16 protein-coding genes and 1 pseudogene are annotated in these 23,424 nt (G+C 58.1%); 10 read left to right on the forward strand and 7 right to left on the reverse strand.

Features of this window, described 5'->3' with window-relative positions:
- Nucleotides 1-13: 13 nt before the first annotated feature.
- The 7 genes from BFV64_RS06755 to BFV64_RS06785 all read left to right on the forward strand — a co-directional run bounded on the left by BFV64_RS06755 (nt 14) and on the right by BFV64_RS06785 (nt 8,986).
- Nucleotides 14-1,108 carry an HlyD family secretion protein gene (locus tag BFV64_RS06755; protein WP_014883112.1) on the forward strand — a complete coding sequence of 365 codons (1,095 nt, stop codon included), beginning with the start codon at nt 14-16 and terminating at the stop codon, nt 1,106-1,108.
- Nucleotides 1,105-2,676: a DHA2 family efflux MFS transporter permease subunit gene (locus tag BFV64_RS06760; protein WP_023332472.1), complete on the forward strand. Its 1,572-nt coding sequence runs from the start codon at nt 1,105-1,107 to the stop codon at nt 2,674-2,676. Before BFV64_RS06755 ends, BFV64_RS06760 begins: the two co-directional genes overlap by 4 nt.
- Nucleotides 2,676-4,199 carry an efflux transporter outer membrane subunit gene (locus BFV64_RS06765; protein WP_069601838.1) on the forward strand — a complete coding sequence of 508 codons (1,524 nt, stop codon included), beginning with the start codon at nt 2,676-2,678 and terminating at the stop codon, nt 4,197-4,199. Before BFV64_RS06760 ends, BFV64_RS06765 begins: the two co-directional genes overlap by 1 nt.
- A gap of 102 nt (nt 4,200-4,301) precedes the next feature.
- Complete coding sequence (locus BFV64_RS06770) at nt 4,302-5,342, forward strand: aldo/keto reductase (RefSeq protein ID WP_014883115.1); 1,041 nt, start codon at nt 4,302-4,304, stop codon at nt 5,340-5,342.
- Nucleotides 5,343-5,503: 161 nt separating this feature from the next.
- Nucleotides 5,504-6,880: a glycoside hydrolase family 1 protein gene (locus tag BFV64_RS06775; RefSeq protein ID WP_023336963.1), complete on the forward strand. Its 1,377-nt coding sequence runs from the start codon at nt 5,504-5,506 to the stop codon at nt 6,878-6,880.
- A gap of 51 nt (nt 6,881-6,931) precedes the next feature.
- A complete protein-coding gene (locus BFV64_RS06780) occupies nt 6,932-8,254 on the forward strand; it encodes a PTS sugar transporter subunit IIC (protein ID WP_014883117.1) in 1,323 nt (440 codons plus the stop codon).
- A gap of 15 nt (nt 8,255-8,269) precedes the next feature.
- Nucleotides 8,270-8,986 (forward strand): GntR family transcriptional regulator, encoded by a 717-nt coding sequence (locus BFV64_RS06785; protein WP_069601839.1) that lies wholly within the window; start codon nt 8,270-8,272, stop codon nt 8,984-8,986.
- Nucleotides 8,987-9,028: 42 nt separating this feature from the next.
- Here BFV64_RS06785 and ldtB read toward each other — a convergent pair whose 3' ends face one another.
- Nucleotides 9,029-9,949 carry a L,D-transpeptidase gene (gene ldtB / locus BFV64_RS06790; protein ID WP_014883119.1) on the reverse strand — a complete coding sequence of 307 codons (921 nt, stop codon included), beginning with the start codon at nt 9,947-9,949 and terminating at the stop codon, nt 9,029-9,031.
- Between the two features lie 222 nt (nt 9,950-10,171).
- On the opposite strand from ldtB, the gene BFV64_RS06795 reads away from it, so the two are divergent.
- The gene (locus tag BFV64_RS06795) at nt 10,172-11,767 is read left to right on the forward strand and encodes an ABC-F family ATPase (RefSeq protein WP_014883120.1); all 1,596 of its coding nucleotides are present in this window, start codon (nt 10,172-10,174) and stop codon (nt 11,765-11,767) included.
- Between the two features lie 90 nt (nt 11,768-11,857).
- Here the strand turns inward: BFV64_RS06795 and BFV64_RS06800 are convergent, their stop codons facing one another.
- Together BFV64_RS06800 and BFV64_RS06805 are read right to left on the reverse strand one after the other, a co-directional pair.
- Nucleotides 11,858-14,221 carry a glycoside hydrolase family 31 protein gene (locus BFV64_RS06800; RefSeq protein WP_069601840.1) on the reverse strand — a complete coding sequence of 788 codons (2,364 nt, stop codon included), beginning with the start codon at nt 14,219-14,221 and terminating at the stop codon, nt 11,858-11,860.
- Nucleotides 14,222-14,238: 17 nt separating this feature from the next.
- Nucleotides 14,239-15,540, reverse strand: coding sequence for an MFS transporter (locus tag BFV64_RS06805; protein ID WP_069601841.1), 1,302 nt, complete (start codon nt 15,538-15,540; stop codon nt 14,239-14,241).
- Between the two features lie 288 nt (nt 15,541-15,828).
- On the opposite strand from BFV64_RS06805, the gene BFV64_RS06810 reads away from it, so the two are divergent.
- Nucleotides 15,829-16,902, forward strand: a complete 1,074-nt coding sequence (locus tag BFV64_RS06810) for a LacI family DNA-binding transcriptional regulator (RefSeq protein ID WP_023332477.1) — start codon at nt 15,829-15,831, stop codon at nt 16,900-16,902.
- Here the strand turns inward: BFV64_RS06810 and BFV64_RS06815 are convergent.
- The 4 genes from BFV64_RS06815 to BFV64_RS06830 all read right to left on the reverse strand — a co-directional run bounded on the left by BFV64_RS06815 (nt 16,899) and on the right by BFV64_RS06830 (nt 22,624).
- Nucleotides 16,899-18,155: a DUF1479 domain-containing protein gene (locus BFV64_RS06815; protein ID WP_069601842.1), complete on the reverse strand. Its 1,257-nt coding sequence runs from the start codon at nt 18,153-18,155 to the stop codon at nt 16,899-16,901. The two genes, BFV64_RS06810 and BFV64_RS06815, sit on opposite strands and share 4 nt — an antisense overlap.
- A gap of 149 nt (nt 18,156-18,304) precedes the next feature.
- Nucleotides 18,305-19,120, reverse strand: coding sequence for a Cof-type HAD-IIB family hydrolase (locus BFV64_RS06820; protein WP_023336967.1), 816 nt, complete (start codon nt 19,118-19,120; stop codon nt 18,305-18,307).
- 167 nt (nt 19,121-19,287) lie between these two features.
- Entirely contained in the window at nt 19,288-21,720 is a 2,433-nt protein-coding gene (locus BFV64_RS06825) for a formate C-acetyltransferase/glycerol dehydratase family glycyl radical enzyme (protein ID WP_069601843.1), read from the reverse strand.
- A 4-nt stretch (nt 21,721-21,724) separates the two neighbouring features.
- Nucleotides 21,725-22,624, reverse strand: coding sequence for a glycyl-radical enzyme activating protein (locus tag BFV64_RS06830; protein WP_069601844.1), 900 nt, complete (start codon nt 22,622-22,624; stop codon nt 21,725-21,727).
- 127 nt (nt 22,625-22,751) lie between these two features.
- Between BFV64_RS06830 and fsa the strand changes: the two are divergent.
- Nucleotides 22,752-23,421, forward strand: a pseudogene (fsa, locus tag BFV64_RS06835) (fructose-6-phosphate aldolase).
- The last annotated feature ends 3 nt before the right edge of the window (nt 23,422-23,424 follow it).

A 23,424-nucleotide genomic window follows, 5' to 3' on the forward strand; every position in this document is an offset into this window, starting at 1 on the left:
CCGTTGCTGAACTATGGCTGAAGATCAAAAAACGCCTGCTGACGAGCAGGAAAACAACAATAATGAACGTAAGCGACCGGGCAAAAAACCGTTAATTATCCTCGGCATTGTCGTGGTAGTGATGGTTGTCGTGGCGCTGGTCTGGTGGTTTTTAACCCGTAACGAAGAGACAACTGACGACGCCTTTACCGATGGCGATGTGGTGACGATTGCCCCCAAAACAGCGGGCTATGTCACCGGGCTGCACGTGCGCGATAACCAGCGCGTGAAAAAAGGCGATCTGCTGGTGGTTATCGATCCACGCGATACCACCGCCCAGCGCGATCAGGCTCAGGCTCAGCTTGGACTGGCTATCGCGCAGCTCCATCAGGCCCAGGCGCAGCTGGCGCTCTCAAAAGTGCAGTATCCTGCCCAGCGTGACGAAGCGAAAGCGCAGGTACTGAAAGCGCAGGCCGATCTGGCGAACGCGCAGGCGGAGTACCGTCGTCAACGCGGCGTCGACCCGCGGGCGACCACGCAACAAAGTATTGATTCTGCGAACGCACAGCTGCGCAGCGCGCAGGCTGCACTGGCCAGCGCCCAGGCGCAGCTGGAAGTGGCGGAGCAGGTTCAACTGCAAATTCGCCAGCAGGAAACCAACGTTGAAGCACGTGAGCGTCAGGTCGAGCAGGCGAAAGCGCAGCTCGAAACGGCCAATCTGAATCTCTCCTACACTGAAGTCCGCGCCCCGTTCGACGGCTTTGTCACCAAACGCAACGTGCAGCCCGGGACGCTGGTGCAGGCGGGCACCGCGCTGTTCTCACTGGTTTCCCCTAACGTATGGGTGGTGGCGAACTTTAAAGAGTCCCAGCTTGAACGCATGAAGCCCGGCGATAAGGTCACCGTCTCCGTGGATGCGTGGCCGGATATGGAACTTGAGGGCCACGTCGACAGTATTCAGCAGGGCAGTGGCTCACGCTTCTCCGCTTTCCCGGCAGAAAATGCCACCGGCAACTTCGTCAAAATTGTGCAGCGCGTGCCGGTGAAAATCGTGATTGATAAGGGACTCGACCCGAATAAACCGCTGCCGCTGGGGCTGTCGGTGGCGCCGAAGGTGACAGTGGAATGACGGATCATAGCCACGACAGCTGGAAACCCGCCAGTAACCCGTGGGCGGTGGCGATTGTTGTCACCCTGGCGGTGTTTATGGAAATTCTGGACACCACCATCGTTAACGTGGCGCTGCCGCACGTCGCGGGTTCGCTCTCCTCCAGCTATGACGAATCGACCTGGGTTTTAACCAGCTATCTGGTGGCGAACGGCATCGTGCTGCCCATCTCGGCGTTTCTGAGCCGGGTGTTTGGCCGCAAGCAGTTCTTCTTAATCTGCATTGTGATGTTCACCGTCTGCTCGTTCCTGTGCGGGATCGCCACCGAGCTGTGGCAGATCATCCTGTTCCGCGTGATGCAGGGCTTCTTTGGCGGCGGGTTGCAGCCTACCCAGCAGTCGGTGCTGCTCGACTACTTCAAGCCGGAGGACCGGGGCAAAGCGTTTGGTCTCTCCTCTATTGCGATTATCGTTGCGCCGGTGCTCGGCCCGACGCTCGGCGGCTGGATCACCGACAACTACTCCTGGCGCTGGGTGTTCTTTATCAACATCCCGGTGGGGATCGTCACGGTACTGGCGATCTATCAGCTGCTGGAAGATCCGCCGTGGGAGAGTAAATCGAAAGAGAAGCTAACCATCGACTGGACGGGGATCGGGCTGATCGCCTTAGGGCTCGGTTGTTTGCAGGTGATGCTGGACCGGGGAGAGGATGAAGACTGGTTCTACTCAAACTTTATCCGCACTTTCGCCGTGCTGACGCTGATCGGCATCATCGGCGCGATCTACTGGCTGGTGTATGCCAGAAAGCCGGTGGTGGATCTCTACTGCCTGAAAGACCGCAACTTCGCGATCTCCAGCCTGTTAATGGCTGGGATGGCGATGATTTTATACGGCAGCTCGGTGGTGATCCCGCAGCTGGCGCAGCAGGATCTGGGCTATACCGCCACCTGGTCCGGGCTGGTGCTGTCGCCCGGCGCGGTGCTGATTGTACTCACCATCCCGCTGGTGCTGAAGCTCATGCCGGTGGTGCAGACGCGCTGGATTATCGCCTTTGGCTTTACCTGCCTGGCGGTTTCGTTCTTCTGGTCGCGCACGCTGACGCCGGATATCGACTTCGAGACCCTGGTGCTGTTCCGCAGCGCTCAGTCGATTGGGCTGGGGTTCCTGTTTGTGCCGCTCACCACGATTGCCTTCATCTCGATACCGAGACGGCTCAACGCCGACGCTGCGGCGCTGTTTACCATGTTCCGCAACGTGGCGGGCTCGATTGGGATTTCGCTCTCGACGGCGGCCATTACCGAGCGCTCGCAGGCCCATAGCGCGCATCTGGCGTATCACGCTTCACCGTTTAACGAGCAGTTTCAGCAGGCGATACGCGAAAGCGCCCAGGCGATCCAGAACTTCACGACTCAGGTGGGTGACCCAACCGGCATTGCCACCGGGCGGATGTACCAGACCATGATCGAGCAGTCGCGCTTCCTGGCCTACATCGACGTCTTCACCCTGCTGAGCGTGGTGGCCTTGTTACTGATTCCGTTTTGTTTGTTGCTCTCGCCGGTTAAGAGCGAGGGGAGTGCAGGAGCACATTGATGATACACAGACGTTTACACCCCCTGATGATAATGCTGCTGCTGGCTGGCTGTGCCGTGGGACCGGATTACCAGCCACCCGCGCCGCCGGCCGTCACGCACTGGAACGATAAGGGCGACAGCGGCGTGAAATCGCAAACCATCTCCGCTGCGACCAACCCGCGCTGGTGGAAAACCTTCGGCTCGCCGCAGCTCGATAGCCTCGTTGAACGGGCTATTGCCGGAAACTTGACCCTGCAGCAAACGGTGCTACGCATTGCCGGGGCACGTGAACAGATTAATCAGGCAGGCGGAGCATTTTTCCCGTCGGTTAATGGCAATCTACAGGCGACGCGCCAACAGCTCGGGCTGGAAGGCGAGCTGAAATCCCACGGCGTGTATGACCAACTGGATAATGTCGATCCAGCCCTGCGGGGCGCGTTAGGCCCGCTGACGCAGCCGATCAACCTCTACCAGGGCAGTTTCGACGCCCAGTGGGAAATTGACCTGTGGGGCAAGGTGCGCCGTCAGGTGGAAGCCGCGGAAGCCCAGCAGAAGGCGGCTATCGAGCAGCGTAACGACGCGCTGGTGTCGCTGGAAGCGGAAGTGGCGCGGGCGTGGCTACAGCTGCGCGGCGCGCAGAGCATTATCGCCACCCTGAACACCCAGATTGAGAGCGCACAGCAGACGCTGGATCTCACCGAAAGCCGTCAGCGCGGCGGGCTCTCGCCACAGATGGACGTAGAAAATGCCCGGGCGCAGCTGGGAAATCTGGAAGCGCAACTGCCGCAATATCAGGCGCAGGCGCGGCAGGCGATGAACGGCCTGGCAATCCTCCTCGGCAAGCCGCCGGGCGCACTGGATGCCGAACTCCAGTCAGCGCAGCCAATGCCTGCGCTACCGGATATCGTGCAAACGGGCATTCCGTCCACGCTGGCGCGCCGTCGTCCGGACGTGCGTGAGGCGGAGGCGAATCTTCATGCCGCCACGGCGCAAATCGGCGTCTCGGTGGCCGAGCTGTTCCCGAGCTTAACCCTCTCCGGGCAGTTTGGCCTGCGTAACAGCGAAACCAACTGGCTGACCGACTGGAGCAGCCATTTCTACAGCTTCGGTCCGCAGGTTTCTATTCCGATCTTCCAGGGCGGACGACTGGTCTCCAGCGTGAAGGTGGCGCGCGCGCAGCAGGGGGCAGCGGTGCTGGACTATCGGCAGACGGTGCTCACCGCGCTCGGCGATGTTGAAAACGCGCTGGTCAGCTACCGCACCGACCAGCAGCGTGAAGCGGGCCTCGCAAAAACGATCGACGCCCTGCAAAACGCCTTTGACTTAGCCAGCGACAGCTACCGACAGGGCATCGCCAGCTTTATCGACGTACTGGATGCCCAGCGTCAGCTCGCCCAGGCTCAGCAGCAGCGCGCTCAGGCGCAGGTGCAAAGCGCGCTCGATCTGGTGGCGCTCTACAAGGCGCTTGGCGGCGGCTGGGAGCCGTATCAGCAGGTGCAGCTCCCGGATTACAGCGTCTTTGGCGACGCCCCGCGCGGATAAATTCAGAGGATTGGGCAAGAAACGGACAGGAACGCCACATTCGCGATGACAGAGGGGCGGGTATAACTAACTGGCACCCATTCGACATGTGAGGAATGACTTATGCGTTATCAAAAACTGGGCAACACCGGTCTGTTTGTTTCTGAACTCTGCCTCGGGACCATGACCTTCGGCGGAGAAGGCGGCATGTGGGGCAAGATTGGCCAGCTGCAGCAGAGCGAAGCCGAACAGCTGGTGGGCCGCGCGCTGGATGCCGGGATCAACTTTATCGACACCGCCGACGTTTACTCGGAAGGGCGCTCGGAGGAGATCACCGGCCAGGCGCTGAAGAACCTGAAAGTTCCGCGGGAGAACGTGGTGGTCGCGACCAAAGTGTTCGGTGAAACCGGCACCGCGGGCGTGAACTCGCGCGGCAGCTCGCGGTATCACATCATCGGCAGCGTGAAGGAGAGTCTGCGCCGCCTGCAGCTGGATCATATCGATCTCTACCAGCTGCACGGCTTTGACCCTGCCACCCCCATTGAAGAGACGCTCCGTGCGCTGGATACCCTGGTACAGCACGGCCACGTGCGCTATATCGGCGTCTCGAACTGGGCAGCGTGGCAGATTGCCAAAGCGCTTGGCATCTCCGAGCGTCTGGGGTTGGCACGCTTCGCGTCTTTGCAGGCGTATTACACCATCGCCGGGCGCGATCTTGAGCGCGAGCTGGTGCCGATGATGCAGAGCGAAGGCGTCGGGCTGATGGTCTGGAGCCCGCTGGCGGGCGGTCTGCTGAGCGGGAAATACGATCGCAACGGGCAGAGCGAATCGGGCGGGCGCCGTCTGGAGTTTGACTTCCCGCCGGTCAATAAAGATCGTGCCTTCGACTGCGTGGATGTAATGCGCACGATTGCCGAAAGCAAAGGCGTCTCCGTCGCGCAGATCGCGCTGGCGTGGCTGCTTCATCAGAAAGCGGTAACTAGCGTGATCGTGGGCGCGAAACGCGTCGATCAGTTGAATGACAATATCGCCGCAACCGGGATCCGCTTAAGCGAAGACGAGCTTAAAAAGCTTGATGCCGTCAGCGCGTTGCCGGGGGAATACCCGGGCTGGATGCTTGAGCGCCAGGGGGAATATCGTCGTAACCAGCTTGCACAGCAATAACCGTCCTCTCCCCGGTGGCGCTTCGCTTACCGGGGCTACTTTCCGTAGGCATTATTTCAATCCATCTCACAAAAAACGATCCTCCCCTTTGATCACCTTTTCATCTTCGCCTATATGACTAGTCATGAAATTTAAAATGACTAGTCATATAGGGAGAGAGCATGAATACATCGCTGCCAGCCAATTTTTTATGGGGTAACTCGGTCTCCAGCATGCAGACGGAAGGGGCATGGAACGAGGGCGGAAAGGGCATGTCGGTCTACGACATTCGTGAAGCCGGGGAAAATATCTCCGACTGGAAAGTGGCGACCGACTCCTACCACCGCTACAGGGAAGATTTCGACCTGATGCAGGATCTGGGCATGAACTGCTACCGCTTTCAGATCTCATGGAGCCGTGTCTGCCCGCAGGGCGATGGCGCGTTCAACGACGAGGGGATCGCCTTTTACGACCGCTTTATTGACGATCTTATCGCGCGCGGCATCGAGCCGATGATCTGCCTCTATCACTTCGATATGCCGTTGGCGCTGGCGCAGGAGTACAACGGATTTAACGACCGCCGCGTGATGGAGGCCTTTATCCGCTACGGCAAGAAGATGATCGACTGCTTTGGTGACCGGGTGAAGTACTGGCTGACCTTCAACGAGCAGAACATTTTCCATATGCCGGAAGCCTTCCGCATTTCCGGTTACCTGAAAGGGGAGCAAACCCTTCGCGAGCTCTATGAGTTACAGCACCATGCGATGGTGGCGCATATGTCGCTGACCGAGTATCTGCACCAGACCAAACCGGGCCAGCTGATGGGCGGCATGCTGGCGCACCAGCTGATTTACCCGGCCACCTGCAAACCGCGCGATATCTTCTGCGCCCAGCAGTACGATGAATTCCTCAACCAGAACCTGCTGCGCGTTTTTGCGGGTCAGGGTTACAGCCCGGCGGTGATGGCGGTGGTGGAGCAGGAAGGCTTTGGCGATATCTACCGCGACGAAGATTTAGCGCTGCTGGCGCGCACCAAAAACGACTTTATGGCCTTCAGCTATTACGCCAGCAAAACGCTGGACAGCGATGCCATCCCGGAAGGCACGCCGGTCAACTATTACCTGCTACACGGTGAGAAAAATAACCCGTACCTGAAAGCCACCGAGTGGAACTGGCAGATCGACCCTATGGGCTTTCGCACCATCATCACCCGCTACGCCAACGACTGGCGGATGCCGGTCTTCCCGATTGAAAACGGTATTGGCGTGATTGAGTCCTGGGACGGCGTCAACCCGATTGAGGACACCTACCGCATCGACTACCACCGGGCGCATATCGACGCAATGAAAGCGGCGATGTTCGAAGATGGCGCAGAGGTCATCGGCTACCTCGGCTGGGGGTTAATCGACATTCTCAGCTCCCAGGGCGACATGCGTAAGCGCTACGGCGTGGTCTACGTCAACCGAGAAAACCACGACCTGAAAGACCTGAAGCGCGTGCCGAAGAAAAGCTACGCCTGGCTGAAACAGGTCATTCATACCAACGGACGCGAGATGTAAGCCGTACGCTGCCGGGCCGTTTTTGTGACTGATTGATGGGAACTATCCGCTATGTCTGAAACAAAAATCACACCGCATATGCAGTCCTTTGTCGATAAATTTGTTGAGTTCTCGGCGCGCCTGGCAAACCAGGTGCACCTGCGCTCCCTGCGCGATGCCTTCGCCACGGTGATGCCGATTTTCATCCTCGCCGGTCTGGCGGTGCTGGTGAACAACGTGGTGTTCCCGTGGATTTTTGACGGCGACACGCTCACGCAGTTTAAGGTCTGGGGGGAGGCGATAATCAACGGCACGCTGAATATCGCCGCGCTGCTGCTGGCCCCGATGATTGCCTGGTCGCTGGCGCGCAATAAAGATTTCGACAATCCGGTTTCGGCAGTGGTTATCGCCGTCAGCAGTTTTATCATCATGATGCCGATGCGCCTGCAGTTGACGCCCGTCGGCAGTGAGACCACGGTGAACGTCACTCAGGTACTGACGTTCGCCAATATCGGCTCTACCGGGATTTTTGCCGGAGTGCTGATCGGGCTACTCTCAACGGAGCTGTTTATTGCCATTTCGCGGCTAAAGGCGCTGCACATTTCGCTGGGGGAAAATGTGCCTCCGGCGGTGAGTAAATCCTTTACCGCGCTGATCCCAACCATTCTGACATTGTCAGTATTTGCCGTGCTGGCAGCACTGCTGGCAAACGTGCTGCACACGGACCTGATCCATCTCATCACGACCTTTATCCAGCAGCCGCTGCGGCTGATCAACACCAGCCTGCCGGGAACGATTTTTATCTACAGCTTCGGTAACTTCCTGTTCACGCTCGGGATTCATCAGTCGGTGGTCAACAGCGTGGTACTGGAACCGTTCCTGCTGATCAACACCAACGAGAACATGCTGGCCTTTGCCAATGGCCAGCCCATCCCGCATATCATCAACAACATCTTCGTGCCGACGTTTGGAATGGTGGGCGGGACGGGCAGCACCATTTCGCTGCTGATCGCCATCTTTATCTTCTCCCGGCAGAAGTCGGCGAAGCAGGTGGCGCGCCTGTCGCTGGCGCCCGGTTTATTCAACATCAACGAGCCGGTGATTTTTGGCCTGCCGATTGTCTTTAACCTGCCGCTGATGATCCCGTTTGTGCTGTTGCCCGCGATTGGCATTTACGTTGCCTGGCTCTGCACCACGCTGGGGTTAATGTCGCGCTGCGTGGTGATGATCCCGTGGACCACGCCGCCGATTCTGAGCGCCTGGCTGGCCACGGCAGGGGACTGGCGGGCGGTGGTGGTGCAGTTGGCAATCATTGTTTTTGGTGTATTCTTCTACCTGCCTTTCCTCAAGATTGCCGAGCGAGTGGCGTTGAAAAACAGCGGGATAGAAAACTAACTGAAAGGAAGGACGATGGCGGCGAAGTACATCACCATAGCGCGGGAAATTAAAAAACGCATTATCAGCCAGCAGTACGCCGCCAACGAACCCCTGCCGGACCAGTTTGCGCTGGCGGCGGAGTTCAGCACCAGCCGGATGACCATCCAGCAGGCGATGCGCCAGCTGATTGTCGAAGGTCTGGTTTATACCCGTCAGGGGCAGGGCACCTTTATCCGCAAAAACTTCCTTCAGCTTTCCCAGTGGGATCTCTCCGGCAGCGACTATTTTGGTGCCACCAAAACCTGGGAACATCTGGGTAAGGTCACGAGCCAGGTGGTGCATTTTGAACTGCGCTTCCCGAACGAGAAAGAGCAGGCGTCGCTGATGATTAATGCCGATGCCCCGGTCTATGACTTTATTCGCCTGCGTTTATTAAACGGTGAACCGATGTCGCTGGATTCAACGGTCATGCCGATGACCCTGGTGCCCGGCCTGACGAAAAGCCATCTTGACGGTTCGGTGTTTCAGTATGTTCAGGAGACGCTGGGGCTGAAAATTATGGGGTCATACAGGGTGGTGCGGGCGCTAAAACCCAATGCGCTGGACAGGCAACATCTGGTCTGCGAGGAAACCGATCCGGTGCTGGAGGTGGAGCAGGTCATTTATCTGGAAGATGGCACGCCGCTGGAATATGCCCACTGCCACTATCGGTACGACCACGGCGGGATCGTTATCGTGAATAACGGGTAAAAAAAAAGCGGGCATCGAAGCCCGCTTTTTTAATGCTCGTTATTAGTTCAAACGCACCGGCATACCGGAGCGGTTCTGCACGGCCTGGTCAACGATGGTCGTTTCCACGTCAGGCTGAGAGGTCACCGCCTGCACCGCGCTGTTCAGCGTAACAGGGACGACTTCGTTGTTGTTGATCTGGTCTTCGCTGGTAGACAGCGGGTTGTGCACTTCAATGTAACGGCTACCGTCTGGCTCAGTGGTGGCTTTTACCGGTTCGTTAATGAACTGCACGCGCGTACCGACCGGCACGTTTTCGAACAGGAACTTGATGTCGTCGTTACGCAGACGCACGCAGCCGTGGCTTACGCGCAGGCCGATACCGAAGTTGGCGTTGGTGCCGTGAATGGCGTACAGACGGCCAATGTACAGCGCGTACAGACCCATCGGGTTATCCGGGCCGGCTGGCACAACGGCTGGCAGCGGTTCGCCGGCAGCAATGTATTCTGCGTGCATTTTGGCGGTAGGGGTCCAGGTTGGGCCCGCTTTCTTACGCTCAACTTTGGTGGTCCAGTTCATTGGGGTGTCTTTACCCAGCTGGCCGATACCGATTGGCAGCACGATAACGGTGTTGGTGCCTTTCGGGTAGTAATACAGACGCATTTCGGCGCTGTTAATGACGATACCTTCATGAACGGTATCCGGCAGGATCAGCTGCTGAGGAATATTCAGTACGGTACCCGCTTTTGGCAGATACGGGTCAACGCCCGGGTTTGCTTCCAGCATGTTGGACAGGCCCAGCTGGTACTGTGCGGCGAAATACTCCAGCGGCTGAGAGTTACCTTCTGGTACCGTCACCACCTGGTTTTCGCCCACCAGACGGCTTCCGTCTGTCGGCAGGGGATACGTCACCGCAGACGCGGTCTTACAAAAACCTACTACGGCTAACGCCGCCGCAAAAAGCGTTGTTAATTTCATGTTCATGTTGTGCGAGGTATCTAAGCCATTCAGGCGATGAGTTGATAAGTCTGAATCTATGATGGGAGCGCATTATATGTGCATTCCCGCTCGCAGGGAATTCAGATGTGTACGAAATCACATTTTTTTCGATTTTGTTAAAGTTTAGTGGATTGCCGCAACACGGGATCTCAATTCGGAATTGTGGCATAATGCCGTGTTTATCACACTTTTCGCAGGAATCTCCCCGTGTTAGTTACCAGCAACGTCACTATGCAGTTTGGCAGTAAGCCGCTGTTCGAAAACATTTCCGTCAAATTTGGCGGCGGCAACCGTTACGGCCTGATTGGTGCCAACGGTAGCGGAAAATCCACCTTTATGAAGATCCTCGGCGGCGACCTGGAGCCGACGCTTGGCAACGTGTCGCTCGATCCGAACGAGCGCATCGGTAAGCTGCGTCAGGATCAGTTCGCCTTCGAAGAGTTCACCGTGCTGGACACCGTGATCATGGGGCACGCGGAGCTGTGGGAAGTGAAGCAGGAGCGCGATCGCATTTACGCCCTGGCTGAAATGAGCGAAGAGGACGGCTACAAAGTGGCCGAACTGGAAACGCATTACGGCGAGATGGATGGCTATTCAGCTGAAGCGCGTGCGGGCGAGCTGCTGCTGGGCGTGGGCATTCCTGTTGAACAGCATTACGGCCCGATGAGTGAAGTCGCGCCAGGCTGGAAGCTGCGTGTCCTGCTGGCGCAGGCGCTGTTCTCTAACCCGGACATCCTGCTTCTCGACGAACCAACGAACAACCTGGACATCGACACCATCCGCTGGCTGGAGCAGACGCTGAACGACCGCGACAGCACCATGATCATCATTTCGCACGACCGTCACTTCCTGAACATGGTCTGTACGCACATGGCGGATCTGGACTACGGCGAGCTGCGCGTGTACCCGGGCAACTACGACGAATACATGACGGCTGCGACCCAGGCGCGTGAACGCCTGCTGGCCGACAACGCCAAGAAGAAAGCGCAGATTGCGGACCTGCAATCCTTCGTCAGCCGCTTCAGCGCGAACGCCTCTAAGTCTCGTCAGGCGACGTCCCGCGCCCGTCAGATCGACAAAATCAAGCTGGAAGAAGTCAAAGCTTCCAGCCGTCAGAACCCGTTCATCCGCTTCGAGCAGGACAAGAAACTGTTCCGTAACGCGCTGGAAGTGGAAGCCCTTACCAAAGGCTTCGATGAAGGTCCGCTGTTTAAAAACTTCAACCTGCTGCTGGAAGTGGGCGAGAAGATTGCCATTCTGGGGGCCAACGGCGTGGGTAAATCCACCATGCTGAAAACCCTGGTGGGTGAACTGCAGCCGGACAACGGCACCGTGAAGTGGTCAGAAAATGCGCAGATTGGTTACTACGCGCAGGACCATGAATACGAGTTCGAAAACGACCTGACCGTGTTTGACTGGATGAGCCAGTGGAAGCAGGAAGGCGACGACGAGCAGGCGGTGCGTAGCATTCTGGGTCGTCTGCTGTTCAGTCAGGACGACATCAAAAAGCCGGCGAAAGTGCTGTCCGGTGGTGAAAAGGGTCGCATGCTGTTCGGCAAGCTGATGATGGAAAAACCCAATATTCTGGTAATGGACGAACCGACTAACCACCTGGATATGGAATCTATCGAATCGCTTAACATGGCGCTGGAGATGTATCAGGGCACGCTGATCTTCGTCTCTCACGACCGTGAATTCGTCAGCTCGCTGGCGACCCGCGTGATCGAAATTACGCCAGAGCGCGTGGTGGACTTCACCGGTAACTACGAAGATTACCTGCGCAGCAAAGGTATCGAGAGTTAAAAAAAGCCGGGTGGCGGCTTAGCCTTACCCGGCCTACGTTCCATTCCCTCTCCCTGTGGGAGAGGGTCAGGGTGAGGGCATCAGGCCGCACTACACCACCCAATCACACCTTTCTTCACCATTCACCAGCAGCTTACGTTTTTCCCCCGTCGGTAACGACACCTTCAGCGCGTTCCATGCCGGACGATAATCACCGCGTGCACCGATGTTCAGGTTGACGGTTGCCCCGTCGCACACCATTTCCCACGCCACCCACAGCGCATTGCCGTTCTGGTAGCCCCAGGACTCGCCGTCATCTTCAAACAGCAGGCCGGACGTGGTGCCGACGCCTTTCACCGGGAACAGCTTCAGCTCGCGGGTATCGTCTTTTTCGGCGCTCACGTGACGGATGCGCTCGCTGAGCGGCAGAGCGGCACCGGCGCGCACCAGCAGCGGCAGTTTCTCCAGCGGCGCGTCGAGGACGATCGCTTGCCCGCCAGCGAACCATTCGTGAGTGTAGAAATCGTACCAGCCGGTTTCGTTATCCGGCAGCCAGACGTGGCGTTTACGCTGCCCGGCCTCGACGATGCTGGCGACAAGGAGGTCGCGGCCCAGCAGGAAGTCATCGCACTCTTCGAAGGTCCGCGCGTCGTGCTCGTGGTCGAGGAAGGTCGGGCGCAGCATCGGTTCGTCGTCGGCGTGCGCCTGCCAGAGCAGGGTGTAGAGATAGGGCAGCAGACGGTAGCGCAGCTCAATCGCACCGCGAATAGCGGGGGTGACGCCCGGGTACATCCACGGCTCGTTGACCGTGTGGTCATCGTTCCACGAGTGAATGGTAAAGCGCGGATGCATCACGCCGTTTTGCACCCAGCGCACGAACAGTTCGGCGTCTGGCTTGTCGCCGGAGAAACCGCCGACGTCGTGGCCGACGTTGAACAGCCCGGAGAGGCTCATGCCCAGCCCCATGCGGATGTTATAGCGCAGGGTATCCCAGTGAGTGCGGTTATCGCCGCTCCAGGTCTGGACGTAGCGCTGCATCCCGGCGCAGCCGGAGCGGGAAATGAGATACGGACGTTTTTCCGGCGCGAAACGCTGCTGCGCTTCCAGCGAGGCGCGCATCATCAGCAGCGGCATCACCGGGCGAATGTGTTTGATGGCAATCTCTTTGCCGAAGCCAAAACAGCGTGCTTCCCCGTCCCATACTTCATATTCGTTGTTATCGTTCCAGGTCGAGTCTATCCCCATCTCCAGCAGCTGCGTGGTCACGCCGTTCTGCCACCACTGCACCGTCTGCGGGTTGGTGAAATCGAGATGCGATCCTTCGTCATCCCAGAAGCTGGAACGTTCAGGTACATCAGTTTCTGAGTCGCGAATGAACAGGCCACGTTCCGCCACTTCGTTATAGCGGGGATGATCCTGCAGCAGACACGGCTTGATGTTGGCGGCCAGCTTTAACCCGGCATCGTGGAACGCCTGGCTCATCACCTTCGGCTGCGGCACTTTGTCATGGTTCCAGTTAAAGACGTAGCGCTTGCCGTTAATGGAGGTATAGCCGGAGGAGAGCTGGAACGAGTCGCATGGAATCGCGTGTTCTTCACACAGGCGGATAAAGTTCATCAGCTGGTTTTGCGCGTCCGGCGCGTCGGTATAGTGCATGGTCGAGCCGCTGTAGCCCAGGCTCCATTTCGGTCCGAACAGCGTTTTCCCGGTCAGGCGCACGAAGGCTTTGGTGACGTCCAGTACGCGCTTGCCGGTAAAGATGTAGTAATCGATATCGCCCGCTTCCGCCTGCCAGCGCCGATAGGCGGTGTGGTAGTTGTCGATCTCGTTGCCCAGATCCAGCCAGCAGCTGCTCAGGTTATCGTAGAACAGGCCGTAGCTCACGTCGTCGCGACGGGTGAGGGTGAACGGAATGTGCTTGTACAGCGGGTCGGTGCTGGCGGCGTTGTAGCCCATCGCATCCAGGTTGCGCATCTCGTAGCGTTTACCGTTGCGCTGTAGATCGCCCGCTTTCTCGCCCAGCCCGTAGAAACGTTCGTCCTTGCGACGGCTCAGATAGTGCGCCACGCCGTCACCGTGCGCGTTCAGCAGGTACGCACTGGTCGGACGGTCATTGACCAGCGGCTGCCACTCGCCTGCGTCATTGCGGTAGTGCCACTCCAGCCACAGGGGCTGGTGGACGGTCACCCGAAGCTGCTCCGTCGCCACCGTCACGGTATTTTCCTGCCGCGTCAGCGTCCAGGCCGGGCAGGTAAAGCCACTGACATCGTCACGACGGCGACCTTCCCACGGCACGTCTTGCGCCGGGGCGATGCTCCAGGTGCGGTCCAGCGCCAGTTCACCTTTGCGTTTGATCAGCACGCGGAACAGGTTCTCTTCCAGCACATACAGGCACAGGCGGTGCTGGTTATCCACCAGCAGTTCCAGATGGTTTGCCGACTGCGTATCAACGGTCCAGTTTTTCAGGGTTTTCATATGCGATACATCCACTATCAGGCGCGCTTGGCGCGACGTTCAGCAATAAATGCTACCAGGAAGACAGCGCCAATCAGGTCAAAGAAGCCCATGGCAATAAAGAGCGGGTTAAAGCCGATTTTGTCGGCGGTCACACCGATTAACAGCGAGAACAGGAAGCTGGCGATCCACGCCGCCGAGCCGCGCATGCCGTTGACGGTCGCCATCTGGCCCTTATCAAACGACTCCACGACCAGGGCGCTGAGCATGCAGGAGATAATCTGGTGCCCAAAGCCGCCGATGGAGATCAGCACGATGGTGATATACGGATCGCGGGTAATGGCGACAATGCCCAGAGAAATCATCAGAAACGCGCCGGTGACGGAGCTGGCGACGACGGAGTTAACGCGGGAGCAGCCGAACAGGCGGGTGTACAATCGCGTCAGGTAGCCACTTGCCACGCTGCCGAGGTCAGCAGCGAGGAATGGCAGCCAGGCGAACATCGCAATCTGCTTCAGGTCCATGTCGTGTTCTTTGGCGAGATACAGCGGCACCCAGAAGCTCAACACCGCCCAGGCCGGTTCCGCCATAAAGGCCGGGATGGCGATACCGTAGAAACGTTTGTTTTTCGAGACGGTTTTCAGTGCGGTCAGGAACGGCAGTTTGACCGCAGGCGGTTCGTTATCCTGCTTGATAAATGCCAGCTCATCCTTGCTCAGGTTCGGGTGCTGCTCCGGGTTGTGGTAGAACGCCCACCAGAGGATCACCCACAGCAGCGCCAGCACGCCGGTAAACATAAACGCACCCTGCCAGCCAAACGACGCGTGAGCAAAGTAGATAATTGGCGGGGCCAGCATCGCACCGATGGAGAAGCCCACGCCCGCCCAACCGGCGGCAACAGGACGTTCCGATTTCGGGAACCATTCACCGATGGTTTTGGCGTTCGCCGGGGTTGCGGCGGCCTCAGAGGCCCCCATAAAGAAGCGCAGGATAGCCAGGTGCAGCCAGCTTCCGGCCCCCGCGTGGAAGATACACATCAGCGCCCAGATCCCGGCGCAGACCATAAAGCCAATCTTCAGGCCGATGACGTCAATCAGCCAGCCGCACAGGGGCTGGAAAATGGTGTAGGCGATCTGGAATGCGCCGACGATCCAGGAGTATTGCTCGGTGGTGATCCCGAGGCTCTCTTTCAGTTCCGGCGCGAGGATCCCCAATGAGTTTCGGGTTATGTAGTTAACGGTGACGCCCAGTAAAAACAGCACCAGCACGTACCAGCGCAGGTTCTTGATGACGCGACGGGTTTTGCTTCTCGCAACGGTGTTATTGATGTCCTGACTCATTTTACTCTCCACAAGACGGACGCTAAGGGGACGGAGGTTCAGGTGTCACACAGATTGTTATGCCTTTGATTTCTATCCGTTTAGAATGCTTAAGTTGCTATACAACTAGTATGGAAGTTGTGTGACAAGTTCACCTTAAGGGAGAAAATGAGTGGGCAATAGTGGATTTTGTGCAAAGTTTCTCATAACGGGTGCAAACCCTCTGGCATGATGGTCGTTATGCCCGTTATTACCTGACAGATACGCTATGAAAATTTTTTCATTTCGCAAATGGAGCCAGATCACAAAATGGACAAAAGGCTAAAAATCACCGAAATCGCCGCCCGTACGCAACTCTCTATCAGTACCGTTTCCCGCGTGCTGGCGGGCAAAGCGAACACCAGCGAAAAAGCGCGTGCAAAGGTGCTGGCGTGCGCACGGGAGCTGGGGGTGATGGATGGCATGGCGGCGGGGCGTCTGCTGCTTAACAGCCTGGTGGTTTTTGCTCCCCAGCGAGCCTTTGACGAGCGGTCCGACATCTTTTACTACCGCGTGATCCAGAGCGTCAGCAAAGGGCTGGCTTCGCACGAGGTTCGGCTACGCTACTGTGCGCTGGAGGAGAACGACAGCGACGCGCAGCTTTTTCTGGCACGCATGAACGAGCCGGATACCCAGGCAGCCATTCTGCTCGGTATTGACGATCCGCATATCCACGATCTGGCGGTGGACGTGGGGAAACCCTGCATGCTGATTAACTGCCGTGACCGCCACATGCGTCTGCCTGCCGTAGCACCGGACCATCGCGCCATTGGCGAGCGGGCGGCGGAATACCTGTTCGAAATGGGACACCGCGACGTGATGAACGTGCTGTGCCTGCGCCGTTACACCATGGAGCTGCGCCTGGCAGGGATCCGCGACGCGTGGCACGCCCATAACCTGACGTTCAGCGACAAGCGCGATCTGCTGGTGGTGCCGAGCTTTAGCGCACGCGAAACGGAACAGCTGGTTAGCGAGTGGCTTAACCAGCAGAAGGGAAAAGATCTGCCCACCGCGTTTTTGGTCGGCGGCGACTTTATGGCGGCGGGCACCATCAGCGCTTTGCAGAAACAGGGATTGCGGGTACCGCAGGACGTTTCCGTCATGAGCATCGACGGCTTTAATCTGGCGGCGATTCAGGATGTGCCCCTGACGGCAGTGCATGTCCCGCGTGATGAACTGGGAACGGAAGCGGTACATATGCTCCAGCAGCGGCTGATGCGCCCGGACGCCCCGGTGGGAACCTTGCTGCTGAACGGCACGTTGACCGTGCGGGAATCGGTACGGCGGATACGTCAGGGGAAACGACGCACCGCCGTTGAGCGGGAAGGGCTGTACGACAGTTAAACCATGCCCAGCGCGCGCTTGCCGTGGATGTTGAGATCGTTCACGGTAAAGCGGTCCTGCCAGCTTTTTTCATAATCTTCACGCGGGAAATCTCCCGGTGACGCACCGGTTTCCAGCGCTTCCTTCACCTTTTTCGCGTAGGCGAGGTTCTTCTCGCACATTGGCGCGGCAGGGATGTACATCACGTTGCCCCAGCCCTGCTGATTTTCCACCGGAGCGACGGAGTGGATCACATCGCAGTGCCACCACACGGAATCCCCTGCGTCCAGCGCCGGTATGCTGGTTAATGCTTCGATGAGCAGCGGGTGCCATTTTTCCGAAATCGGCAGCACGCGGCCCGGCGCGACGCCGCAGAGTTCATCTTCCGGCACGTCGTCCAGCAGCGGACGCAGCAGAATGTAGGCCATCGCTTCCGGGATGGGCACCACGTGCAGCAGTCCCTGGCCCGGGATCATGTCCGACAGCGCCGTCCAGCCCTGGAAAGTACGGAACACCGAACACTTGGTGGTGTTATCCACGGTGTACTCTTCCACTTCGGTGCGGTGCGCGGCGTTCCATGGATCGTACTTATCAACATTGCCGTCAAACACGCGGGCAAACACCTGCTGATAGGCAGGCAGCAGCCAGCGCTCCAGCGCGCCGGAATCGGTATGCGCGCCCAGCCCTTTAGAGGTGGTGCCCGGTGGGCGGTGGCGAATACGATCCGGATAAATCACGCTGACATCCGGGTCGAACCACTGCTTGCCGTTGCTCTCGAATGTCCATAAACGGTTCAGGAACGACTGCACCTGCGCCATCTCTTCGCTCTGACGCGCCTGCATTTGCGCCTGCGACCAGTAGATCGGGTAAATCTCCGGACGAGAGGCGGTTAAGGTGCCGAAGAAGTTATCGCCCGGCCCTTTGTACACCTCGTCAAAGTTATTGAGATCGAGATAGTCGAGCATCGACTGATCCCACGCCAGCGCCTGTTCGCGCGGAAAATGACCTTTGATCACCGCGCAGCCCCGACGCTTAACCGCCTCGCGCTGTTCAGCGGTGATTGTGCCGTTTTTCACATCCGCGAACGGGATCGTCGGCCAGACGGGTTGGCCTTTATTCTTGAGGGCGTTGATCTCTGCCACGCGGGTGGCAATGTTGTCGCTGAGCTTGTCGAACACCGCCTGAACATCACCGATCTGGGCGCGTAGCTCGCGCTTCATCTGGCGAATTGCCGCTTTGTGGTCCGCTGGCAAAGTTTCACTGGTAAAGGTCATAACTGCCTCGCATCTTTCATTCGAAAGTAAAAATATCTACAAATGATACTTTAAGTTAAAAATAAGTTAATGCAAGTTTAAAAACTTGACGCAAGCCACAGGACGGAAAAAGAGTGAGAGGCCGGAGCGGGGCTCCGGCGGGAGAGAGATTAGGCGTCGAACGGGGAATGGTTATCGAGCACGGCCTGAATGACGTTCAGCGCGCCCTGATGGTTGTTGTCGTCGGTGCTGTAGCGGGCGATCTGTTTGATGCTTTCTGCCGCGTTGTTCATCGCAAATGAGTATTTCACCAGCTTCAGCATCTCCGCGTCATTGCCGCTGTCGCCAATTGCCACGCACTGCTGCGGGGAGAGCTCCCAGCGCTTCAGCAGGCGGCTGATGCCGTTGGCTTTATGCAGGCCAGGAATGATCAAGTCCACAAACCCAAAGCCGCTGGTGACCGGTTTCATAATGCCGTCGAGAGAAACATGCAGCGCGTCGATCAGGTTCGGGATATCGCTGTCGGGCAGGTTCAGTGAGAACTTGAACAGCACATCGTCAATCTCGTGATAATCGCTGACGCGCGTTAAGCGATGGTAGTGCTTAGACATCAGCGCCACAAATTCGTCCGGGGCTTTATCGCTGACGTAAGCGCTCTGCAGCCCGCAGGCCACGAAGTTCAGCGCGTTATCTTTCAGCAGTTCGCCAATGACGATCTGCGACTCATGGCGAGTCAGTTCGCCGTGGAAAACGTGTTCCCCGTGATCGAACACCAGCGCGCCGTTTTCCGCCACGAAGGAGATTCGATCTTTAAGCTCAGGGAAGAAAGAGATGAGCTGATAATACTGATTGCCGCTGGCGACAACGAATTCAATGCCGCGGGCGTTAAGCTGCTCAAACTGTGCCTGGAAGCGGTCACGATCGTACTGCTTGGCATCATCAAGGAAAGTTCCGTCCATATCGGTGACGATAACTTTTACGGTCATACTGTGCTCCTGGGTCACTGCGTTTTGAAACATTCTAATAACAAGGTGACGGGGAGCACAAATTTAATTTCGAATGAAAGTCAGAAAGCCGGGTGGCGGCTTCGCCTTACCCGGCCTGCGGGGGAGACAATGTAGGCCCGGTAAGCGCAGCGCCACCGGGCGTTTTTTTACAGCGTATGCTCGGTACGCGCAATAATATCGTCCTGTGCATCCGGCGACAGGGCGGTGAAGAACGCCGAGTAGCCCGCCACGCGTACCACTAAATCTCGGTACTGGTCAGGGTGTTTCTTCGCTTCCAGCAGCGTTTCGCGCGAGACGATGTTGTACTGAATATGCCAGCCTTTATGCACCTCGAAGAAAGTGCGCAGCAGCACCATCAGCTTCTGGCGATCGCTGTCGTTTTCCAGCGTCGACGGGTTCAGCTTCTGGTTCAGCAGCACGCCGCCCAGAATCGCCTCGGTAGGGAGTTTACCCACGGAGCCGATGACCGCCGTCGGGCCGAGGTGGTCGGTACCGGACGCCGGGCTTGCCCCTTCCGCCAGCGGGGTATGCGCCTTACGTCCGTCCGGAGTCGCCATCGTTGCCGCACCAAACGGCACGTTTGCGGAGATGGAGGAGGTGCCCGCGTAGTAGTTACCGCCAATCGGACCACGACCATAGCGCGGGTTGTGGTACTGCTTCAGCTCTTCAATGTAGGTCTGGTAAGCACGCGTCAGCAGCATATCCACGCTGTCGTCGTCGTTACCGTACTTTGGCGCGCCGTTGATCAGACGCTGACGCAGCTGCTCGTGGGTCAGCCCGTCGAAATCATCCGCCAGCGCCGCCGCCAGCTGCTGTTGACCGATGAAGCCCTGTTCAAACACCAGCTTCTTCACCGCCGCCAGACTGTTGCCGAGGTTGGCGATACCCACCTGCAGGCCGGAAACCCAGTCATACTTCGCGCCGCCCTGCTTGATGCTTTTCGCGCGTTCGATGCAGTCGTCCACCAGCGCCGAGCAGAGAATATCGTGCACGTTCTCTTCCAGCATGGTGTCCACCACGTACTCAATTTCGATGGATTTGCGGGTGTAGTAGCGAATCTGCGTATCCCACGCCGCCATCACCTCCTCGAAGTTATCGAAGTTACCGGCAGAGAGCGCTTTTTCCTGCGGCAGGAATACCTTACCGCTGGTGGCGTCGCGGCCGCCTTCCAGCGCGGCGAGCATCACGCGGGCAAAGTTGATAAAGCTCATGCCGGTGCAGCGATAGCCCCACTTGCCGCCCACGGCGGTTTCGATACAGCCGATGGCCGCGTAGTCATAGGCGTCATCACGTTCAACGCCGAGCTTGATAAATTCCGGGATAACGATTTCATCGTTGTTGAACGCCGGCATCCCGAAGCCGCAGCGGATCACCTGTACGCAGGCGTCAAGGAAGTCGTTGCTCATGCCTGCGTGGTAACGCACGCTCAGGTTCGGCTGAGTGGAGCGCAGGCGACCGCAGGATTCCAGAATCGCGTAGGAGAGCGGGTTGACCGCGTCCATTGGCTCACCGTTGACCAGCTTCTGGCCGCCGATGGTGACGTTCTGGTACAGCGGGCTACCGGCAGAGGCCTTAGAGTGCGAGCCGGAGCGGATCTTGTTCACTTCCAGCAGCTTCAGCCAGCAGCTGTGGAGCAGCTCGATAGCGTGTTCGCGGCCGAGGCTCTGGTTAAGCTCGACGTCGCGGCGGTAGTAAGGATAGAGATACTGGTCCATACGCGCGAAGGAGACGGAATGGCCGTTAGACTCAATCTGCAGGATCAGCTGAATGAAATAGCACAGCTGCAGCGCCTGCCAGAAGGTTTTTGGCGGCTCGTGGGCAATCACGTCGCAGTTTTCCGCCATTGCCAGCAGCTCGTCGCGGCGGCTTTCGCGGGTTTCCGTGGCCGCCATTTCACGTGCCAGAGCGGCAAAACGTTTGATGTGCAGGCTCACCGCGTCCAGCACGATATCGATCGCTTTCAGGAACTGGTCGCCGTGCAGATCGTCCAGCACCGTCAGGTTGATACGCGAGCGGCGCTCGGCGACTTTAGCGCGCAGGCCGTCGAGACCTTTCTCCAGCACCAGCGGGAAGTTTACCGCCAGGTGCGCGTCGCCGGAGGTCATGTTGCCTTCGGCTTTGATAATACCGGTTTCCAGCAGGCCTTTTTGCTCGTCGGTGAACATGCCGTAGCAGCGATCCTGCACCGTCTGGCCGCGCCACCACGGGCAGATCGCATGCAGGACGCGCTTGTTCTCTTCGCTTACCGCAAAGCCCGCGCCCGGACGGTCCGCCAGATCGTCGATCTCTTTTTCAATCCAGGAGACGGTGTATTCCGGGAAGATAGGTGCGGCGCGAACTTCGCTTGCCTGGTTACCGATAATCAGCTCGTCGTGTTTGATCCAGATGGTACGCTCAGCCAGATGATGCGCCAGCGCCAGGGCGCGACGCACCGGGATCGGCTTGTCCATGTGCTGCTGGTACATTTCGGTGTAATGCTGCGCGCGCTCGGTACAGACCGGCGGCTTAATGATATGGACCAGCGCGGTTTTGTGCGCCTTGATGCGCTCGCTGAGGGTGTTGAGATTTAACGTCGTCATAGGTTTATCCTCGTAAGGTCGCGGTTAACCCTTTCTGGCAGGCGTACTGCTGCGCGAAGTCCAGCAGGGCAGGGTTATCCAGCGGTTTGTCAGGGGCAGAGTAGGGTTGGCCAAGCAGGGTGTATTTGTTCATGCCCAGCGTGTGATACGGCAGAAAATGAATATCATCGACGCCAAGTTCATCGGCGGCGAAGTTGGTAATGGCGGTCACGGACGCTTCATCGGCATTGAACCCCTGAATCAGCGGTACGCGAATGGTGATTTTTTTCCCGGCAGCGGCAAGGCGCTTCAGGTTATCGAGGATCCGTTTGGCCGAGCCGTCCGTCCACTGTTTGAACACCTCAGGATCGACGTGTTTCAGGTCGGCGAGGAACAGATCGACGTACGGTAATGAAGGCTCGATATAGTGCCACGGCACGTGAAGACAGGTTTCAACGGCGGTGTGGATCCCCTGTTCGTGGCTGGCTTTAAACAGCGCGTGCGCCAGCTCCGGGTTCATAAACGGCTCGCCGCCGGAAAGCGTAATACCGCCGCCGCTGCGGTCGTAAAAGGGCTTATCGCGCAGCACGGTCGCCATGATCTCGCCCACCTGCCGTTCTTCACCGCATACGGTCAGCGCCTGCGTCGGGCAGCAGTCAGTGAGGGCGTTGAGCGTCTCTTCACGCAATTTTTCACGGTGGATGACGAGACCATTCAGCGCGCGTTCGATACAGCCAGGCGCCGCCTGCTGACACAGGTCGCAGCCGTCAAGGCACAGGCGCGCATCAAACAGCACGTCCCGGCTACGGGAACGGCTTTCCGGGTTCTGGCACCAGCGACAGCCCAGCGAGCAGCCTTTCAGGAAAACCACGGTACGAATACCGGGGCCATCGTGGGTGGAGTAACGCTGAATATTGAAGATCATGTTTTTACCCTCAAGTTGCATATGAAGATTAAATGACTTTCGAATGAAAGTTATCTTGATGCAGGTCAACTCCTGAGCAGGTTTTCCTGTGATAGGTTAAGTGCAGGCTAATTTTGAGGGTGACATCATGGAACTTTATCTCGACACATCTGACGTTTGACGTTGCGGCAGTCAAAAAGCTGGCGCGTATCTTCCCGCTGGCGGGCGTGACCACCAACCCAAGCATTGTGGCGGCAGGTAAAACGCCGCTGGATGAGCTTCTGCCCGCGCTGCACGACGCGATGGGCGGTAAAGGCCGTCTGTTCGCGCAGGTGATGGCGACGACCGCTGAAGGTATGGTGGAAGACGCGCGTAAGCTGCGCGCGATGATTAACGACCTGGTGGTGAAAGTGCCGGTAACTGCCGAAGGGCTGGCAGCCATCAAGATGCTGAAAGCGGAAGGCATTCCGACGCTGGGTACGGCGGTGTACGGCGCGGCCCAGGGTATGCTCTCCGCGCTGGCAGGAGCAGAGTATGTCGCGCCATACGTGAACCGCGTGGACGCGCAGGGCGGGGACGGTATCCAGACCGTGGTTGAGCTGCAACAGCTGCTGACGCTGCACGCCCCGCAATCAAAAGTGCTGGCCGCGAGCTTTAAAACCCCACGTCAGGCGCTGGACTGCCTGCTGGCAGGATGCGAGTCCATCACGCTGCCGCTGGACGTGGCGCAGCAGTTTATTACCTCTCCTGCGGTAGACGCAGCGATTGTGAAGTTTGAGCAGGACTGGCAGGGGGCGTTTGGTCGGACGTCGATCTGACGG

This window comes from Enterobacter kobei (assembly GCF_001729765.1).
Taxonomy (GTDB): Bacteria; Pseudomonadota; Gammaproteobacteria; order Enterobacterales; family Enterobacteriaceae; genus Enterobacter; species Enterobacter kobei.

What these genes read in the sequence shown, in the direction of transcription:
- BFV64_RS06810 (WP_023332477.1), top strand. Translation starts at nt 15,829, where the DNA reads ATGGACAAAAGGCTAAAAATCACCGAAATCGCCGCCCGTACGCAACTC.
- BFV64_RS06775 (WP_023336963.1), top strand. Translation starts at nt 5,504, where the DNA reads ATGAATACATCGCTGCCAGCCAATTTTTTATGGGGTAACTCGGTCTCC.
- BFV64_RS06765 (WP_069601838.1), top strand. Translation starts at nt 2,676, where the DNA reads ATGATACACAGACGTTTACACCCCCTGATGATAATGCTGCTGCTGGCT.
- BFV64_RS06825 (WP_069601843.1), bottom strand. Translation starts at nt 21,720, where the DNA reads ATGACGACGTTAAATCTCAACACCCTCAGCGAGCGCATCAAGGCGCAC.
- BFV64_RS06815 (WP_069601842.1), bottom strand. Translation starts at nt 18,155, where the DNA reads ATGACCTTTACCAGTGAAACTTTGCCAGCGGACCACAAAGCGGCAATT.
- BFV64_RS06770 (WP_014883115.1), top strand. Translation starts at nt 4,302, where the DNA reads ATGCGTTATCAAAAACTGGGCAACACCGGTCTGTTTGTTTCTGAACTC.
- BFV64_RS06785 (WP_069601839.1), top strand. Translation starts at nt 8,270, where the DNA reads ATGGCGGCGAAGTACATCACCATAGCGCGGGAAATTAAAAAACGCATT.
- BFV64_RS06780 (WP_014883117.1), top strand. Translation starts at nt 6,932, where the DNA reads ATGTCTGAAACAAAAATCACACCGCATATGCAGTCCTTTGTCGATAAA.
- ldtB (WP_014883119.1), bottom strand. Translation starts at nt 9,949, where the DNA reads ATGAACATGAAATTAACAACGCTTTTTGCGGCGGCGTTAGCCGTAGTA.
- BFV64_RS06820 (WP_023336967.1), bottom strand. Translation starts at nt 19,120, where the DNA reads ATGACCGTAAAAGTTATCGTCACCGATATGGACGGAACTTTCCTTGAT.
- BFV64_RS06755 (WP_014883112.1), top strand. Translation starts at nt 14, where the DNA reads ATGGCTGAAGATCAAAAAACGCCTGCTGACGAGCAGGAAAACAACAAT.
- BFV64_RS06805 (WP_069601841.1), bottom strand. Translation starts at nt 15,540, where the DNA reads ATGAGTCAGGACATCAATAACACCGTTGCGAGAAGCAAAACCCGTCGC.
- BFV64_RS06760 (WP_023332472.1), top strand. Translation starts at nt 1,105, where the DNA reads ATGACGGATCATAGCCACGACAGCTGGAAACCCGCCAGTAACCCGTGG.
- BFV64_RS06800 (WP_069601840.1), bottom strand. Translation starts at nt 14,221, where the DNA reads ATGAAAACCCTGAAAAACTGGACCGTTGATACGCAGTCGGCAAACCAT.
- BFV64_RS06830 (WP_069601844.1), bottom strand. Translation starts at nt 22,624, where the DNA reads ATGATCTTCAATATTCAGCGTTACTCCACCCACGATGGCCCCGGTATT.